The organism is Methylobacterium sp. 88A, from assembly GCF_000376345.1.
Classification (GTDB): Bacteria; Pseudomonadota; Alphaproteobacteria; order Rhizobiales; family Beijerinckiaceae; genus Methylobacterium; species Methylobacterium bullatum.
In genome coordinates, this window is the sequence record NZ_AQVT01000001.1 from 1,279,905 (window position 1) to 1,297,178 (window position 17,274).

Here is a 17,274-nt window from a genome sequence, read left to right on the forward strand (position 1 = left end):
AGCGGCCGTTCGTCAGCTCTCCTGCAACTTCGGTTCGGGGTGGTTTTCAAGCAGCCCGCTTTCGGGCGATAATGCGAGAAGGCAGACATCGGATCTTCGGTTGACAAACATCACGATGCACGAGGCGTTGCGCTCGCTTCTCGATTTGCCGGACGAGATGGGACGCCCTCCCAAACCGGTGACCCCGAAGGATATCGAGGACTTCGAACTGTCCGAGAACGTGCGCATGCCGGAAGACCTCAAGGCATTCTGGCTCACCTACGGGGCGCGTCAACTCGGCAGCAAATCGATCTTCTGCTTCAAGGCGAAAACCACCTTTGCGAACGAAAAGAAGAAGAGGATCGACGTAGGTGCGATCGGTGGTCCACATGCGCTCGCGGAAACACGGCAGCGGTATCTCGACCCGCTCTACGGCAACTCCGGACCACGTCTCCCCGAGGCACTTTACCCGCTGACGTTCGACGACGGCTATGGTCATTGCCTGATTGATCTCACGCCCGAACATCATGGGCGAATCCTTTATATAGTCATCAAGGCCAAGACTTTCGGAGCGCGGGGTTACGATTGGAATTCCGTCGGCGTCGTAGAGAACAGCTTCGCCGATTTCCTGGCCAGCTTGACACCCGACTACCTTTAATCTCGACGCTCATGGCATTAAAGAGGGATCGTCCGCTTTCGGAAGGCTGACGCGCTGTTTGAGGCGTCCGATTTGGGTCGTGAGCGGGCGCGTAGGCGATGTCCGCTTCCATCGGTCACCGCCCCAAAGCAGATCGGTAGGAAACCACCCCAGTCGGTCATACGGCCATCTATGAGCACTTCCTGAAAGCAGCCATCCACCCATCAGGACTTCCAACGGTTGCGCTGTTGGTTTGAGCTACCCCAACGGGATGCTACTTCAAACCAAGTGCACGAAGAATATCGCTGCCGACCAATAGAACGATCTTATCGCTGTAACACTTTCGCAACACACTTTCTCCAAGATGGTACAGATTGTAACGCTTCTAGACCCAGGCCTAGGTATGTTCGAATAACTCTAAACTAATCCTGTGTGATTCGAACCTCGTGAGCTTGACCGCTTATGTTTCTAAATTGTAACGGGCAGAATTAACCTAAGCTGGTTTACGCCCGTAACAGTGCCGAGAAAAATGACCAAGAGAAGCACTGCGCTGGCCGTATCAGCTACATTCATGGTTGTGGCTCAATCGGGTTCGTTGATCGGCTTTGGGCCCGATCCGGCTGTAGCCCAACTTGCTGCAGACGCATCTCAAGAGGTGCAGCTCGACGAATTGTCAGTGGCCGGCACTGGCGCGCCTACTGGTGGATCTACACGCAAAGTCGATGGCTACCTTGCACGGGATAGCGTGAGCGCGTCCCGCACCGACACACCCCTTCGCGAGGTGCCCCAGACGGTTGTCGTCGTACCGGATCGGGTTCTGCAGGACGCCGCCGCAACGCGGGTCGACACCGCCCTCGATCTTGCCGGCGTCGGCCGGGCCAACAACTTTGCAGGCCTTGGCTTGACGGAGTTCACCATCCGCGGCTTCAACACGGGCGAGTACTACCGCAACGGATTCCCGATCAACCGGGGCTACCCGCCCTCTCCGGACGTGGTCGCCATTGAGCGGATCGAGGTGCTGAAGGGCCCGTCCGCCTTCCTATACGGACGTGGCGATCCCGGCGGCACCTTCAACATCGTGACCAAGCAGCCATTGGCCGAGCGCGCCCTCGCGATCGGCACGCAGTTCGGGAGCTTCAACCAGAAGCGAAGCACCTTCGACGCCACTGGCGCCCTCGACGAGGAAGGCCGAGTGCTCGCTCGCGTTACCGGCGCCGTGGAGGACAACGGCAGCTTCCGCGACTTCGTGCACAGCGATCGTTTCTACCTCGCTCCTGTCATCGCCTGGAAGCCGACCGCCGACACCACGGTCACTTTGGAGGGCGAGTTCGTCAGCACGGCCGCGACCTTCGACCGGGGCGTCGTACCAATCAACGGCAACATCCGCGCCCTGCCACGCAACCGCTTCATCGGCGAGCCTGGCATCCCGCCGGTGCGCAACGACAACGCCCTCGGCCAGCTCCGCATCGAGCACAAGCTCGATCAGGACTGGGTGGTAACTGCTGGGGTCCAGGCGCTGGGTGGGAGCCTCGTCGGCGACGGCGTAGGCGCCATGAACGTCCTCAGCGACGGGCGCACCCTGCGCCGAACTTTCGAGCATCGCGACTTGAGCTGGTCGGATCTCGACCTGCAGCTCAACCTCGCGGGCAAGTTCGAGACCGGCCCTTTCCGCCATACTCTGCTGATGGGCTTCGAGTACGACACGTACCGCTATCGAGAGGTCTTCAACCGCTCGAACGCGAACCTCTTCCCCTTTACTCTCGACCTCCTCACGCCCCGCTACGGGCAATCCGCCCGGCCTCCTCTCGCCTCGATCACCAACTTCCTGCAGAACACCGAGAGCTTCGGCGGCTACGTTCAGGATCAGATAGACCTCACCCCACGCCTCCATGCCCTTCTGGGCGTGCGCGTGGAGAACCTAGGCCTCGTTTCCACAGACTACCGCACCGGCCGCACCACGAGCCCGCAGGACACGGTCGCGACCCCGCGCTTCGGCCTCACCTACGATCTAAACGATGAGGTCTCGGTCTACGGCAGCTACGGCCGTTCCTTCCTGCCAAATACCGGCACGGATCGCTCGGGACGCCCCTTCGCTTTCCAGCAAGGCGAGGGCTACGAGGTCGGCACCAAGCTAAGCCTGCTTGACGGACAACTGAGCGCCACGGCGGCTCTGTTCGACATTCGGCGCACCAACGTCCTCACGGCCGATGCAGTCGATCCTAACTTCAGCGTAGCGGCGGGCGAGGTGCGCAGCCAGGGCTTCGACCTGACCGTTGCTGGATATCTGGCACCCGGCTGGCGGGTGATCGGCACCTACACCCATGCGGATGCCGCCGTGAGCCGCGACAACACGCTGCCCGTGGGCACGCGGATCGCCAACATTCCTGCCGACACCCTCGCCCTGCAGAGCGTCTACGAGTTCCAAGGGGCAGAATTACGGGGACTTGGTCTTGGTGGTGGCGTGACTTATGTCGGTCAGCGCCTGGCCGGCACCGCCCTCTCGACCTTCCGCCTGCCGGAATACACGGTCGTCAACCTAATCTCTTACTACTGGATCACTCCGCAGGTGCGGGTCTATCTTAATGTCGACAACCTACTCGACACGACCTACTACGACCGCGCCTTCCAGAACCGCTACGCTACACCGGGTACGCCGCGCACGATCATGGGCGGTGTCGCAGCACGCTTTTGACTTCTATCATTGCCAAGAAGGTGCTTCTGCGACGGATCGCCCATCTATCTGGCGTCTTCGTCCACTGTAAGGCTTGAACTACCCGTAAGCAGACCAGCTGAAATCCACCCGGTGCAGAAAGGCTGGGTCAGTCCAAGAAAGTCTATATCCAAGACAGTCAAACGCCAGTTTGACGACGACATTGGACGCGCTGCGGTTGTAAAATCTGAATGGCCCCCTCAACGTTGCCGCCGAGGAGGCCGGCTTTCAGATTTCGGTTGCTTCTGCCAGAGCGAGCGCGTCTTCAACGTCCACGCCGAGGTAGCGTACCGTGCTCTCGATCTTCGTATGCCCGAGCAGAATCTGCACAGCGCGTAAGTTGCCGGTTCGCTTGTAGATCAATGCCGCCTTTGTTCGGCGTAGAGAATGTGTGCCGTAGTCCTCGCGCCGTAGTCCTATGCCCGTCACCCATTCATCTACCAGGCGGGCGTACTGCCGGGTGCTTATGTGCGCCTCGTGGTCGATCCGGCTGGGAAAGGCGTAATCGTCAAGCCCGCCCCCTCGGCACCTCAGCCAAGTCAGAATGCTGGTACGTGCTGGTTCGAGCAGTTCGAATTGCACGGGCGACCCAGTCTTTCGCTGAACGACAATGACGCGCGCCCGTACATGCCCGCCGCTGACGAGCTCACCGATCTTCAATTTGACGATGTCACAACCGCGCAACTTGCTGTCGATGGCGAGGTCGAACATGGCCCGGTCGCGTACACGCCGCTCTCCGTCGAGCCAGAAACGGATGGCCCAAACCTGTTGTGGTTTGAGCGCGCGTTTGGCGCCGAGCTTCCGTCCTGCGTTCCATGGTCGGCGGTTCTTGAAGGCTGGGTCGTACTCTGAATGTCCCATCTCTCATCTCCCAACCGGCCGCTGCCGGCAGAGAGAAGGGGTGCTGCGAACGTAACCTGCGCATCACCAATTAGACGTTCGGGATGTGTGCCACTCAGCTGCCAAGATTAAAATACAGCCCTGCTGCGTCCGACCCATAGCAGCCCTTGGGAAGGCATGCTTCCTGCCAGCGTGACGGACGAAAATCTACGAACGGACCAAGTGGGGCAGACATAAGGGAGTATGCCTGCCCCCAATCGGTTCAAACGTCCGGCTTGTCCTGACAGAAGCGAATGCGGTTGCTGAATGGGTCAGCTATACTCATTACGAGACCCCAGGGCTCGTCTTCAACGCTCGGCTTTGCATGCTTGTAGTCTTTGCTTGCAAGCTCTTTTTGGTAGCCTTTGACCCCCTGCATCCGCACGAAGACCGTAGATCCCGGGGTCGCATCCCCGTTGTGACCGCTAAGATGCAGGATCAGCCCGGCGCGTGAGACCTGAGCATAGAGAGGGAAATTATCGCCGAAGCGATGCTCCCAATCTAGGTGGAAGCCGAGGAAGTCGAGATAGAACTCCCTAGCCACTCCCTCGTCGAAGATACGCATGATCGGGCAGGTCTGACCGAAGCGGACGTCGGCGGCGGAGATGGCGTTTGCCGCTGCGAGGACATTCCAGCTTTCGAGGCCATGCTGGGCCGCGACGATTTCGAGGGCCATTCCGTGGGTGATAGTCATCTGGTGGCGCTCGTGCAAAGCGACACGCAGGGCCTTTGCCATGGCCTTGGGATCAAGATGAGAATGCATGGTCTTCCTCAGTCGGGCAAACGGTCGTCAGGGCTCGCGTTGCTGACCCATTCGCCCCTGGGAAGGATGCGTACGGAATACGAAAACGACACTTTCACCATCCCCTTACGGGTGCGAGCAGCAGGTAGTGTCAACCTGAGCGGAACCATATGGGGGAGTATTCGCCAAAGCAATATCGGGCTGCTTCGGATCGGGGGTGGAACGCCCGCTTTCCACCCAGCCCAGCCATGAACTCGCATCGGTCGGTGTCCATCAACGAGAGCCATTGCGAGGCTTCTATCGAGCCTCTGGAAGGGGGCATCTCCTGGCGGGCCTACAAGTAGCTCAAGCCCGGCAACGCCGCCCGACGTTTCAGGCCGACCATCCAACGGCAGGCGAGCCAGAGCGGGGGGGCAAGGGCCGCCGCGACCAGCCAGATCTGCACCGGCGCTCCCGCCTCGATCCGGCCGGAGAGGTCGCCGAGGCCGAGCGCCTGGGCGCCGTCATGGAGAAGCCGCAACAGCCAGAGATGCGCGAGGTAGAAGAACAGCGGCGCGCCGCCGAAGGTGCGCAGCCACCCGAGGCTTCGCGCCGGCACCGCCTCGAACAAGGCGAGGAGCCCGAGCCCGAGGCCCAGGGTCAGCAACAGGAAGTCGGCCGAGGGCGGGTACTTGGTGAGGTTCACGAAGGAGAGCGCAGTCATTAGGGTCGTCGCTCCCGTCTGCCACGGCACCGGCTCGCCGTAGCCGTTGAGGCCCCGCAGGATCAGGAAGGCGATGAGCGCCGCGCCGCTCATCGCCAGGAGCCCGTTGCGACGAGCGGCCGGCGCGACCGCTCCGGCGAAGAGCGGCCCTAGGGCGTAGCCTGCCGCGATCACGCCGAACCAGGGCAGCACGGGATAGGAGGTCCGCGCCACGCCCCAAGGCAGTTCGATGAAGCCCCGCTGGTGTAGGATCGACCAGAGGACGTAGCCGGTGTCGCCGGGCTGGAGCACGAGTCCGTCGAGCAGGTTGTGGCCGAGCATCACCGCCGCGGCGAAGACGATGAGGGCAGCGCGCGGTAGCCAGAGCAAGGCGGCCAGCGCCACCATGCTGACGCCGATGGCCCAGATCACCTGTAGGTAGAGGATCGGCGGCGTCAGGCTGCGGGTCCAGGCGAGGCTGACCAGCGTCACCTCCATGAGGATCAGCAGGAGGCCGCGCTTCACCAGGAACACGCTGGTCGCCCGCCGGTCGTCATGCTTCTGCGCATGGAGGCTGGCCGAGAGGCCAGTAAGCAGGATGAAGACCGGCGCGCAGAGGTGCGAGGTGAGCCGGGTCAGAACGAGGCCGGGCGGCGTGAGGCTCAGATCCATGGGGTCTCGGACCTGGGCGTGCAGGTAGATGAACTCCCGCACGTGGTCGACGAGCATGAGCAGCATGACGAGGCCGCGCAGGGCGTCGATGGAGACGATGCGGGACCGCACTGCCTGCGCTGCCTCGGAGATTGCAGGCCTCATCTCGCGCGCTCAGTTCCGATCCTATGCAGGAGGCGGCCGACATCGACCGGTGTCCAGACCGCACCGCCGCGCGGCTTGCAGCCCCCCCGCCGCGTCAGCTCCGGAGCAAGGCACTGGGGCGTTCGCCCGACTTCCCCACTCATGGCGTCGATCATTGGCATAAGAGCGAGAACGTAGCGGCGCGCTCGCGCGGACGAGGCGCCGCGCCCGGCATCCCCGCGCCGGGCGCGGGCGGCGGAACCGTCAGGGGGCTGGGTCGCCATCGGGCTGGCATCCTCCGAGGCCTCGGTCGGCTTCGGGCGCATCAAGCAGGCCATCCCGAAAGACGACGGTAGGCCAAGGCGGCAAGGAGCAGGGTTCCCGCTATCAGGCAACCGAGAGCCACCACCGCCTGGTGTTCGGCCGCTGCGCGCGGGACGGAGGGCACGAAGGCCGGGACGGCGTCGTAGGCGGCAAAGTCGAGCCGTGCGGGGCAGCCCTGACACACTGGGACCGGATCAAGAGCTTGGGCGAGAATGCGAGGCTCGAAGAACGCACGCAGGTCCCGGCGATAAGCGGCGCCCGCCGCCAGGAAGGCCGAATGGCGCTCCGCGTCGGTTCCCGCCGCCATCTCCAGCGCGATTGCGAGGACGGTCGCGGGCGACAGAATCGCCAGTCGCCGGCTCCATACCGCCGCCGCCCTGGCATGGTCGTGCGCGGCATCTCGGTAGCTCGCCAGCGCCTCGTCGTAGAACGCATCGCGAGCGAGGCGCTTGATCTCGGGCGCCTCCGCCAGCCCCGGCCGGCTCGTGACCTCCGGAACCTTGCCTGCAAGCCAGGCCGAGGTGATCCGTGCGCCTTCCTCCCCGGTGTAGAAGCGGACCTGAGCCTGCCGGCTCGCATCGATGGCAGCGATCCGAGAAGGCGTTGGTGCGAGGGCCTCGACCGCGAGGCCGAGCGTGCTTGGGAGAGCGACTGTGACGCAGGCCCAGGCCAGTACGAGGATCGCGAGGGCGGCGACGCCTCCGCGCCACAGGCTGGCCACCAGGGCGCAGGCCGACACCCAGAGGACGACGTAGGCGGCCAGGGTGGCCGCAAGGAGGGCCAGCGTACCCTCCCAACCGCCGAGCTCTCCGAGACCGCCCGATACGATGAGCGCCAGCGCCGTTCCACCGAGCACAGCTGTGATGGCGACCAGCGCCACGGCCCCGAACTTCGCGCTCGCCACGCGACGCGGCCCGACGGGCTGCGACGCGATCATGCGCAGGATGCCGTTGTCGTGCTCGGAGGAGAGCCGCGTGCCGGCGAGTGCGATGACGGCGAGAGGTACGAGGTAGACCAGCGCGAAGGCAAGATCGAAGGGGCCGAGCCTGAGCCGGGCGGTCGAGCTGGGTTCGTAGGCGGTGTCGTCGAAGACCGTGCTGAAGCCGAAGCTGGCCCGCATGATCGCGGGTTGCACGTCGGATTGACCGGCCGCGAATACGGCAAGCGGCGTCGGCGGCTTCACCGCGTAGGCGGCCATGAAGTAGGTCATGTAGCCGAAGGCGTCGGTGGGGTCCTGCCAGTAGTTCACTTTGATTGGCGAGGGCTTGCCATAACGCTCATGGGCGGCCTTGGCGTCCCGCACGACCCGGTCGGTGTTGGCGGCGGCCTGCAAGAGGGCGGCTCGCTCCATGGAGACGCGCCCTGCGCCCGTCCACGCCGCTAGGCAGAGAGCCACGAGGAGGGCGGCGAGGATCGCCCAGGTCAGGCGCTCGCGCAGGATCAGGCGCAGTTCGGCGCCGAGCAGGACGGGAAACCGGACGGTTCTCACGGCTTCAGCCTCCGGACAAGGGGACGGCACAGGAGCGCAAGCAGACCGAGCCACAGGGCGAGGACGAAGGCCGGAACGCGTGCGTTGGCCAGCGTGGTGGCGAACGGCAATGGCCGGTGGACGAAAGGCGGGATCTCCCCCCAGAGATCCGGTCCGGCGACGAGGGTGGTCCCGCCGCGCTGGGGATGGTCGCGGATCTCGGCGTTCATGCGTTCGGAGATTCGGCGCCGATAGGCCTCCGCCGCCCAGACGAAGTGGGCGTGTTGGGCGAAATCGGTGCCGGCGAGCGTCTGCGAGAGGGCCTGCAGGGCGACCCGCGGCGACAGCAGGCCAGCCCAGGCCAACGCCCTTTCCTGGGTCGCGAGGCTGTCGAAGAACGCGCCGAGCTCACGGTCGTAGACCGTGAAGTTGTAGTTCTCGTTCTCCGACATCATCAGGCCGCGCAGGTCCACGGGCAGTTCGTCGGGGTCGCTCACGCTATAGCGGGCGAGCACCTCGCGCGTACGGACATCGTTCGCCTCGGCGGTGCGATGCGCCCGAAAACCGGACTCGATCCGCGTCCGGACCTCGCGGTAGGACAGGGCGGGCATGACCGCGTCGACACCGACGATTGCGAGGCGGGGGGCCGCGACGCAAAGGACGGCCCAGACCGCGAGCGCCGCCGCAAGCGCGCCCCGGGCCGTACGTGCGACGAGCGAGACGAGCATCGCGAGCAGCAGAAATACGGTGGCATAGGTCAGCTGCGCCGCTACCCAGGTGAGCAGTCGCGGAACGGCCTGCCAGCCGGCACCCTCCTCGCTCACCACTGCGAGCGCGCCGATCCCGAGGAGCGGAAGCCCTGCCACGAGCGCCAGCGCGGCGAAGAGCGCCGCGAACCGGGTCGCGAAGAGCCGGCCCGGCGGGACGCCGTTGCCGAGCGCGAGACGCAGCGTGCCGCGCTCGCGGTCGGCGGCGAAGGCGGAGAAGCCGAGCAGGATGGCGGCGAGCGGCACCACGAGTTGGACGATATCGGCGACGCTGCCGAGGCCGGATCGCGCGAGCGGTCCGGCATCCTGGATGGCGCGATAGACCGCGTCGTTGAAAACGTGCGCCTCGACCCGCACCATCCGGCCCGTGTAGGGCTCGGTACCGGGATCGAGCACGGCGAGCGGTGCCGAGGGGCGGAACACCCAAAGGCCGAAATGGTCGGCCGAATGCGGGTTCTTGGTATCCTGGCCGAGCCAGCGCGCGCGCTCGGCGGCCGCGACCTGAGCGACCTCACCAGCATAGCGCATAGAATCCCGCCAGGCGCCGAGGCCCGCGACCGTGAGGAGCAGGACGAGGACGGCACCGATCCAGCGAAGGCGCGCATCGCGGGCGGTGCGCGCGAGTTCGGCCGCGAGCTGCCTCACGCCGCGCTCCCCGCCAGCCGCTCGATGTAGAGCCGCTCCAGGCTGACATGGTCGAGGGTCCGGGGGTCGATCTCCTCAACGATACGGCCACGGCTAAGGACACCGACGCGGCCAGCCATCTCGCGCACCCTGTAGAGATCGTGGGTCGCCATCAGGATGGCGGTGCCACGATCCGCCGCCGCCCGGACCGTTGTGGAGAAGTCCGCCGCCGCGCTCGGATCAAGGCCCGAGGTCGGTTCGTCGAGGAGGAGGAGCCGGGCACGGCGCGCGAGTGCCACCGCGATGCCGACCTTCTGGCGCATGCCCTTGGAATAGGAGCCGGCGGGACGGGCGAGGGCAGGCTCGGCGAGGCCGGCCTCCGCGAGGAGCATGCGTGCGTTCGCTTTCGTCAGATCGAGGCCGGCCAGGGTCGTGAAGTAGCGCAGGTTCTCCACCCCGGAGAGGCCGGGATAGAGCGCCACCTGTTCGGGGATGTAGGCCACGTGCCGGCGCGCGCCGACCGGGTCGGCGCCGGCATCGACACCGCAGACCCGGACCGTGCCGGCATCCGCCTTTAGGAAGCCGAGGATCAGGTTGACCGTTGTGGTCTTGCCAGCCCCGTTCGGCCCGAGCAGGGCGAAGACTTCCCCGGGACGGAGCGACAGGTCGAGGCCATCGAGGGCTTGGCGTTCGCCGAAACGCTTGCCCGCCCCCCGGATCTCCAGGACGAAGTCGCCCGAATGGGTCGTGACCTCAGTCATCAGAACCGCACCGAGATCGTGCCGGTGAAGCGCCGGGGCGCGCCGGGATAGACCCGGAACACGCTGTTCGAACTCTCATAGTAAGTGGTGTCGAAGATGTTCTCGACGTTAAGGCCGAAGCGCATGTTCTCGTAGCGGTAATAGGCCAGCGCATCGACAGCGATGTAGGCCGGCAGAGAGAAGCCCGAGCCCGATGCGTCCCCGGCGCGTTCGCCAACCCCGCGCACGCCGCCGCCCAGGCCGAGGCCCTTCCAGGGGCCGGCCTGGACCTCGTGCACAGCGAGCAGGCTGCCCGAGTGGCGCGGGATGTTGATCAGCGGTGCGCCCACCGGCAGCACGTTATCCTTGGTCACCACTGCGTCGGCGTAGACGTAGCCCGCCAGGATCTTGATCTCGGGGGTGATCTGGCCTGCGGCCGTGAGTTCGAAGCCCTGGCTGCGCACGCCGCCCGCCGCCAGCGAGAAGCCGCTGTTGTTGGGGTCGGCCGTCAGCACGTTCTGCCGCTCGATGCGGAAGGCCGCCGCCGTCAGGCCGAGGGCGCCTCCGAACAGATCGAGCTTGGCACCCACCTCGTAGCCGATGCCAGTCTCGGGCTCGAACGGCTCCGCGCGGGCCACCGCGAAGGCGTCGGGGCCGATATTGGGCCGGAAGCTGGTGCCGACATTGGTGTAGAGCGAAAGCTCAGGCAGGGGCTGGTAGACGAGCCCGGCACGCGGCGTGGCCGCCACCCGCGATTGCTCTGACTGGGTCGAGTTCGTTCGCTCGCGAAAAGATTGCTCGAAGAAATCGAACCGGGCCCCGAGGAGCGCCTTCCACTCGGGGCTGAGCGCGATCTGGTCCTGGACATAGAGGGCGGTGTTGGTGACTCGTTCCAAGTTGTTGCGCCGGATCGTGAGCGGCGGCAGGGCCTGGCCGTAGCGGGGATCGTAAATGTCGAGGCTGTAGGGGCTCTGGCGGAAGTTCGAGCGATCATAGACCACGCGGCTATCCGTGCTCTCCCGCTCGAAGCCGAGAAGCAGGGTATGACCGAGATCACCGGTGGCGAAGCGCCCCACCACCTCGGCCTGACCGATGGCGGTATCCCAGCGGTAATCGCGGAAGTTCCGGTCGCGCAGGACGGTGCGATTGTCGGCGGCGAGGCCACGGACCTCCGCCGATTCCCCGACCAGCGAGCCGGTGTTGAAGTGGGTGGCGAGGCGCATCTGCCAATCGGCGTTGAAGCGATGCTCGACCCGCACCTGCATCGTGTCCGAGCTCTGATACGTGCTCTGCCCCGGCTCGCCGAGGAAGCGGGAAATCGGCAGGAAGCCGAGTTGGCGGTTGATCGCAATCACACCCCGGTCGACCACGACGCGATTGCGCAGGAACTCGGTCTCGACGGTGATTTTCGTGTCCGGCGTGACCTGCCAGCTCACGACGGGAGCGACGAGGAGCCGGTCGCTGTCGACAAAATCGCGAAAGCTGTTCTGGCGTCCGCCCGCAAAGTTAAATCGGTAGAGCAGCGTGCCGTCCTCGTTGAGCGCGCCACCGGCATCGACCGTGTCGCGGAACTGCTCGAAAGAACCCCAGAGACCGCCCATCTCGACGAAGCGCTCAGCGGTCGGCTGTTTGGTGACGAAGTTGACGAGGCCACCTGGGTCACTGCGCCCAAACAGGCCGCCACCGGGGCCCTTGAGCACCTCGATGCGCTCGACGTTCTGGGTGTCGGGCGGCGGCGGCGAGCCTCGGTTGATCGGGAAGCCGTTACGGTAGAGTTCCGAGGTAGTCGTGCCACGGATGGCGTAGCTGAACACCGTCAGGCCGCCAAAATTGTTCTGCTGGGCGACGCCGGGCGTATAGTTGAAGACCCGGTCGACGCGGGTGGCGGCGAGATCTGTGATGACCTCGCGCGGCGCAACGGTGACGATCTGGGGCACGTCGCGCTGGGGCGTGTCGGTCTTCGTGCTGCTCACCGCCCGGTCGGCCCGGTAGCCCGGGGTCGGACCGATCAGGCCTATCCCCGGGGAGGGGCCAGCACCAGCGACCACTGGAGCGCTCCCGCCAGTAGCCTCCACGGAGAGTTCCTCCAGCGTGACGGCCTCCTGCGCCCGGGCCTCCAGTGCAGGCGCGCCCGCCGAAAGGATTGCGGCAAGCGCGTAGTGCGATCCTCGACGCCTCGACATCCGACGACGCTTGGCCGGAACGGGCAGGGTCAGGATCGCAACCTTCGAGGTCGCCAGGTTGGGACGAAGGGGCACCGGTGCGCTCAAGGTTGTCGAGCGACGGCCGAGCGGGTGCCCTCGCGGGACCGGCTGCGTCAGTAGCCAAGCCCGCTCATGCGCTCCGCCGGGACACCCCGCCCGAGAGACGTATCGTTGTGCAAGGCAGGTCTCCTGGCTCGCGGGTCGTCGCCCTCGCCTCGGCCTTCCCAGTGCGTCGCACCAGTGACCATGGACGGTGAGGGCTCACCGCTAACAGTTGCGGGGGCAGCTTCGGAAGCGCTCCTGCGAGCACCCCGAATTCCCTCTTAGCCCGCGAGCCGACGACCCGCAGGAACCTTGACGGTCAGACATTCGCCGGGCGCCGCCGCATAGTCAATCGAGGGGGCGTCATTTTCTCGCAACATTGTAACATTGCATCAGTCTGGTCCCGGACCGTTGTCCGTCGCCAGATGGATTGGGACAGTCCGCTCTTTTCAGGTGCGGAGGCTCTGATCCATCGGGGGTGAAAGGTTATGCAGCCTGCGCCTAAGGCGTGGTGACGATTTAACTATTTGAGCCATATGGCGATGGCAGCGATTTTGACGAAGCCCATGAAATTGGCGAGAAGTTTGTCGTATCGTGTGGCGACGCGTCGGTACTGTTTGAGTCTGGCGAAGAAGCGTTCGATGCGGTTGCGCTCTTTGTAGAGTTCGACATCGTAGGAGCGCTGGATCTTGCGGTTTCGCTTGGGCGGAATGACGATCTCCGTTCCGGTCTCGGCGAGACCGTCGCAAAAGTGATCGGCGTCGTATCCTTTGTCGGCAATGGTCGCCTTGGCGTCGAAGCCTTCGACGAGGTCATGGGCGACTGTGATGTCGTTGTTCTGTCCGGGAGAGCCAATCAGGCGGACCGGTAGGCCGAGCGCTTCCGTTGCCGCGTGGATCTTGGTGCTCAGTCCGCCTCGAGACCGACCCAGGCCCTGGGCATCCGCCCCCCTTTTTCCCTGCGGGCTCCGGCCGCATGCTGATGAGCCCGCACGATGGTCGAGTCGATCATCAGCCATTCGAGGTCGGCATCCCGCGCCAGCACCGACAGCATCGCGTCGAGGACCCCCATCTCGATCCAGCGATAGTAACGCCGCTTCACCGAGCGATAATCGCCCAGGCGCTCAGGCAGGTCGCGCCAGCGCCCGCCCGAACGCGCCATCCAGAGAAGCGCATCGAGAAACCGCCGATTGTCCGTGCGGGGACCACGCTTGCCTCTGGTCCCGCCGGGCACAAAATCCTTGATCCGCTCCCATTGGTCGTCCCGAAGTGCGTCGCAATCCATCGCCGATCTCCAAAATCAGCGTTGAATCCGAATTCAGCCCTGCTGGGAATCCCAAATCCTTAAATCGTCACCACGCCCTAGTGGCGCAATCGGCCGATGCTCGATGGCCTCCACGATAAGCGCTTATGGACGTCTTCTGGTCGAAAGCAGTCGGACCGCATTCCACCCAATGTGGTCGAAGTGCGGACGGGGAGATGTCGACCCAACTACGCCAAAGAAGCCTTTCTGATGAATGCTCCCAGGCAGACTTAGATCGTTCTATTGCCTCGGTCTGCTTGCCCAACCGACATCCGACGCAACTCGCCAACGGCTATCTCGATCTGCATTTCGGCGAGCCGTGAATAAACGAAAACCGGCATATCGTCCCGCGTGACCGGATCGAAGTCACACTCGGCTCCGCTCGAAAGAATGTAGACTCCAGCGACCCGGCCGACCGATCAAATTGAGACCTTCCAGATCCGGATCACCCAGGTAGGGAAGGAGATACCGAAGGTTACGAACCTCACTTCCGATCAAGAGCCCTATACGCGCAACGGAGGACGAGACCGCATCCACCTTGAAATTCACCCGCTAATAAATAGCTTCCTATTTATAGATACGCAATTCGGTGGATCGTTCCTACCAGGTTGCCACGAGGCGACGAGATGGACCTGAGCGACCTTAGCCAAGCCTACTCCCACACCTTGATATTGACGGGACGCCAATGGCGTCGCGTGGCCAACACGGTCACGGAAAGGCACGGGATCTCGGAGGCGAAGGCACTTCCGCTGGTCATGATCGCGCGGATGGGGGACGCACCGCGCCAGAACGCCTTGGCTGAGGCGGTCGGCATCGAGGGGCCGTCGCTGGTGCGCCTGCTCGACCAACTTGAGAAGGCCGGGCTGGTTGTGCGAACCGAGGATCCGAGCGACCGGCGAGCGAAGGTGCTCAGCCTCACCTCGGAGGCGAAGATGGTCGTCGCCGAGATAGAGGTCGAACTGGCCGGCTTGCGCGCGGCTATGTTCGCCGACGTGAGTCCTGCCGACCTGGAGGCGAGCCTACGGGTGTTCCGGACAGTCCAGGATTTCGCCGCAGGGGCCTCGGCCGCGGCAGCGGCCACGAAAGATGCCCCCGAATGACCCTTCCGGGCTGGCGCGACTGGGCGTTCTCGCTGAAAACCTTCGGGGCCGGCGTGCTGGCCTTGTTCCTGGCGTTCTGGATCGATCTGCCGAACCCCTACTGGGCGCTCGGCACCGTCTACATCACCAGCCAGGTGCTCGCCGGCGCGACTCGTTCCAAGGCGCTCTACCGGGTGCTGGGCACCCTGCTGGGGGCCGTCGTGACGGTCGCCCTCGTGCCGAATCTCGTGAACTCGCCGGAGCTCCTGACCCTGGCCATCGCACTGTGGGTCGCGACCTGCCTGTACTTCTCTCTCCTCGACCGGACCCCGCGCAGCTACCTCATGATGCTCGGCGGCTACACGGCGGCCCTGATCGGCTTTCCGGCCGTCGGCGACCCCGGGACGATGTTCGACACAGCCGTGGCGCGGGCCGAAGAGATCACCCTCGGCATCCTCTGCGCCAGCCTCGTCAACACGGTGGTGCTGCCGCAATCCGTGGTGCCCGTGATCACTGGCCGGCTTGACCTTTGGCTGCGTGATGCGCGCGGCTGGGTCATCGACGTCCTCGGCCGCGCCCGCACCACGAAGGACACCCAGGCGACTCGGTTGAAGCTCGCCTCGGACGCGGTCGCGTTCGACGCCCTGGCGACACCGCTGCGATACGACATGACTGGGGCCGAGCGCTCGGCCGATGCGATGGCGACGCTGCGCCAACACATGCTGATGTTCCTGCCCATCGCCTCGGCAATCTCGGACCGCATCGAAACGCTGGAGCGCGCGCGGGCTCTGCCGCAGCGTCTGCGCACCCTGCTCGACGAAATGGCTCTTTGGCTCGCCTCCGGCACGACCGAGCGCACCGAGGCCGACCGGCTGAAGGCGGCTGCGGTTGCACTCGAACCCGAGCTTGGCGCGCGGACGTCCTGGAGCGCGTTGGTGCTCGCCAGTCTCCTGGCGCGGCTGCGCGACTTCATCGACCTGCGCCAGGACGCCCGCATCCTGGAGCGGCACATCGCGGACGGCACCCCCGTCACCGAGGACCTCACCTTCCGATACACTGCCGCGGCCCGCATGATCCGCCACCGCGACCACGGCATGGCGCTGCTGTCGGCCGTGGGCGTGTTTCTGACCATTTTGATCACCTGCGCGATCTGGATTGCCACCGGCTGGCCGCACGGTTCGGCCGCCCCGATGATGGCGGCGGTGGGCTGCAGCTTCTTCGCCGCCCAGGACGATCCCGCGCCGTTCATCGTCAGCTTCGCCAACTCGGCGATCCTCGGCGCCCTCGGAGCGGGGACCTATCTGTTCGCGGTCCTGCCGCTCGCCACCACGTTCGAGATGCTGGTCCTGGCTTTGGCTCCTGCCCTGCTGATCTGCGGGATCTTCATGGCCCAGCCGAAGACCGCGCCCCTGGCGATGGGCGCGGCGGTCAACGGCTCGGCGATGATCGCCATCCAGGGCAGCTACAGCGCCGACTTCGCCGCCTTCGCGAACTCGTCCATCGCCGTCATCGTCGGGATGTGGGTGGCCGCCATCGTCACGCGTCTTGTGCGCTCGGTGGGTGCCGGGTGGTCGGCGCGGCGCCTACGGGCCGTCAACCGCCGCAGCCTGGCCCGGGCGGCCGAGCGCCAGGGGGCGCAGAACGGCCTCGAACTCGCGGCCCTGATGCTGGACCGGGTCGGGCTGATCGCGCCGCGCCTCGCCTCCCTGCCTCCCGACGATGCCGAGTGGACCGCCGACCTCCTCGCCGAGGTCCGGGTCGGCATTAACGTGGTCGAGTTGCGGCGTGATCGGCGGGAACTCCCGAAGGAAGGCCGAGAAGCGGTCGAGCTCCTGCTCGGCGCGCTGTCACGGCACTTCGGAGTCAAGCGTGAGGAGCCGCCGTCGGACCTGCTCGGCACCATCGATGGTGCGCTTGACGCGGTCTCGGCCGATCCGGCTCGCCAAGCCTCGGGCCGCGCCGCGCTCATGGCCCTCGTCGGCATCCGGCGTGGCCTGTTTCCCGACGCGGTCCCCTACCGTTCGACCCGGAACTCGACCACGCAACCGGAGCTCGCGGCATGACGGGTGAACTCGACCTCTACGGCGTCTTCGTTCCGAGCTTAGCGGCCTGGATGCTGATCGCCTTCGCCGTCAGCCTACCCCTCCGGTGGGTGCTGGCCCGGACCGGGTTCTATCGCCTCGTCTGGCACCGGCCGCTGTTCGACCTCGCCCTCTACGTCGTGCTCCTCGGTCTCGTCGTCTCGGTGGCGGTCCCGCTCACCTCTTAAGCGGCCAACAGAATTCGACCGCTCCATCCAT

General features: G+C 65.2%; 13 protein-coding genes and 1 riboswitch. Of the genes, 5 read left to right on the plus strand and 8 right to left on the minus strand.

Going from position 1 to position 17,274, the window contains the following annotated elements:
* The first annotated feature begins 100 nt into the window (after positions 1 to 100).
* The gene (locus A3OM_RS0106125; protein ID WP_018042851.1) at positions 101 to 637 is read left to right on the plus strand and encodes an SMI1/KNR4 family protein; all 537 of its coding nucleotides are present in this window, start codon (positions 101 to 103) and stop codon (positions 635 to 637) included.
* A 550-nt stretch (positions 638 to 1,187) separates the two neighbouring features.
* Positions 1,188 to 3,308 (plus strand): TonB-dependent siderophore receptor, encoded by a 2,121-nt coding sequence (locus A3OM_RS0106130; protein WP_157196448.1) that lies wholly within the window; start codon positions 1,188 to 1,190, stop codon positions 3,306 to 3,308.
* Positions 3,309 to 3,554: 246 nt separating this feature from the next.
* Here the strand turns inward: A3OM_RS0106130 and A3OM_RS0106135 are convergent, their stop codons facing one another.
* From A3OM_RS0106135 to A3OM_RS25095, 8 genes are all read right to left on the minus strand, one after another.
* Positions 3,555 to 4,187 (minus strand): tyrosine-type recombinase/integrase, encoded by a 633-nt coding sequence (locus A3OM_RS0106135; RefSeq protein ID WP_026175771.1) that lies wholly within the window; start codon positions 4,185 to 4,187, stop codon positions 3,555 to 3,557.
* 241 nt (positions 4,188 to 4,428) lie between these two features.
* Complete coding sequence (locus tag A3OM_RS0106140) at positions 4,429 to 4,968, minus strand: glyoxalase superfamily protein (RefSeq protein ID WP_026175772.1); 540 nt, start codon at positions 4,966 to 4,968, stop codon at positions 4,429 to 4,431.
* Positions 4,969 to 5,281: 313 nt separating this feature from the next.
* Positions 5,282 to 6,445, minus strand: a complete 1,164-nt coding sequence (locus tag A3OM_RS0106145; RefSeq protein WP_026175773.1) for a heparan-alpha-glucosaminide N-acetyltransferase domain-containing protein — start codon at positions 6,443 to 6,445, stop codon at positions 5,282 to 5,284.
* Positions 6,446 to 6,749: 304 nt separating this feature from the next.
* Positions 6,750 to 8,237, minus strand: coding sequence for an ABC transporter permease subunit (locus A3OM_RS0106155; RefSeq protein WP_018042857.1), 1,488 nt, complete (start codon positions 8,235 to 8,237; stop codon positions 6,750 to 6,752).
* Positions 8,234 to 9,628: a DUF3526 domain-containing protein gene (locus A3OM_RS0106160; RefSeq protein WP_018042858.1), complete on the minus strand. Its 1,395-nt coding sequence runs from the start codon at positions 9,626 to 9,628 to the stop codon at positions 8,234 to 8,236. The genes A3OM_RS0106155 and A3OM_RS0106160 overlap by 4 nt, the downstream gene beginning before the upstream one ends.
* Positions 9,625 to 10,368 (minus strand): ABC transporter ATP-binding protein, encoded by a 744-nt coding sequence (locus A3OM_RS0106165; RefSeq protein WP_018042859.1) that lies wholly within the window; start codon positions 10,366 to 10,368, stop codon positions 9,625 to 9,627. Before A3OM_RS0106165 ends, A3OM_RS0106160 begins: the two co-directional genes overlap by 4 nt.
* Positions 10,368 to 12,530 carry a TonB-dependent siderophore receptor gene (locus A3OM_RS0106170; protein ID WP_026175774.1) on the minus strand — a complete coding sequence of 721 codons (2,163 nt, stop codon included), beginning with the start codon at positions 12,528 to 12,530 and terminating at the stop codon, positions 10,368 to 10,370. Before A3OM_RS0106170 ends, A3OM_RS0106165 begins: the two co-directional genes overlap by 1 nt.
* A gap of 182 nt (positions 12,531 to 12,712) precedes the next feature.
* A riboswitch (cobalamin riboswitch) is annotated at positions 12,713 to 12,923 on the minus strand.
* A gap of 193 nt (positions 12,924 to 13,116) precedes the next feature.
* Positions 13,117 to 13,877 (minus strand): IS5 family transposase gene (locus tag A3OM_RS25095; protein WP_085984212.1). Its coding sequence is split into 2 segments (ribosomal slippage): positions 13,117 to 13,538 and positions 13,538 to 13,877, totalling 762 coding nucleotides; the frame shifts between segments, so codons are not numbered across the junction.
* Between the two features lie 644 nt (positions 13,878 to 14,521).
* On the opposite strand from A3OM_RS25095, the gene A3OM_RS0106180 reads away from it, so the two are divergent.
* The 3 genes from A3OM_RS0106180 to A3OM_RS0106190 are packed head-to-tail and all read left to right on the plus strand — an operon-like array spanning position 14,522 to position 17,243.
* Positions 14,522 to 14,995, plus strand: coding sequence for a MarR family transcriptional regulator (locus tag A3OM_RS0106180; protein ID WP_018042862.1), 474 nt, complete (start codon positions 14,522 to 14,524; stop codon positions 14,993 to 14,995).
* Complete coding sequence (locus tag A3OM_RS0106185) at positions 14,992 to 17,037, plus strand: FUSC family protein (RefSeq protein WP_018042863.1); 2,046 nt, start codon at positions 14,992 to 14,994, stop codon at positions 17,035 to 17,037. Before A3OM_RS0106180 ends, A3OM_RS0106185 begins: the two co-directional genes overlap by 4 nt.
* Entirely contained in the window at positions 17,034 to 17,243 is a 210-nt protein-coding gene (locus tag A3OM_RS0106190; RefSeq protein ID WP_018042864.1) for a DUF1656 domain-containing protein, read from the plus strand. Before A3OM_RS0106185 ends, A3OM_RS0106190 begins: the two co-directional genes overlap by 4 nt.
* Positions 17,244 to 17,274: the final 31 nt, after the last annotated feature.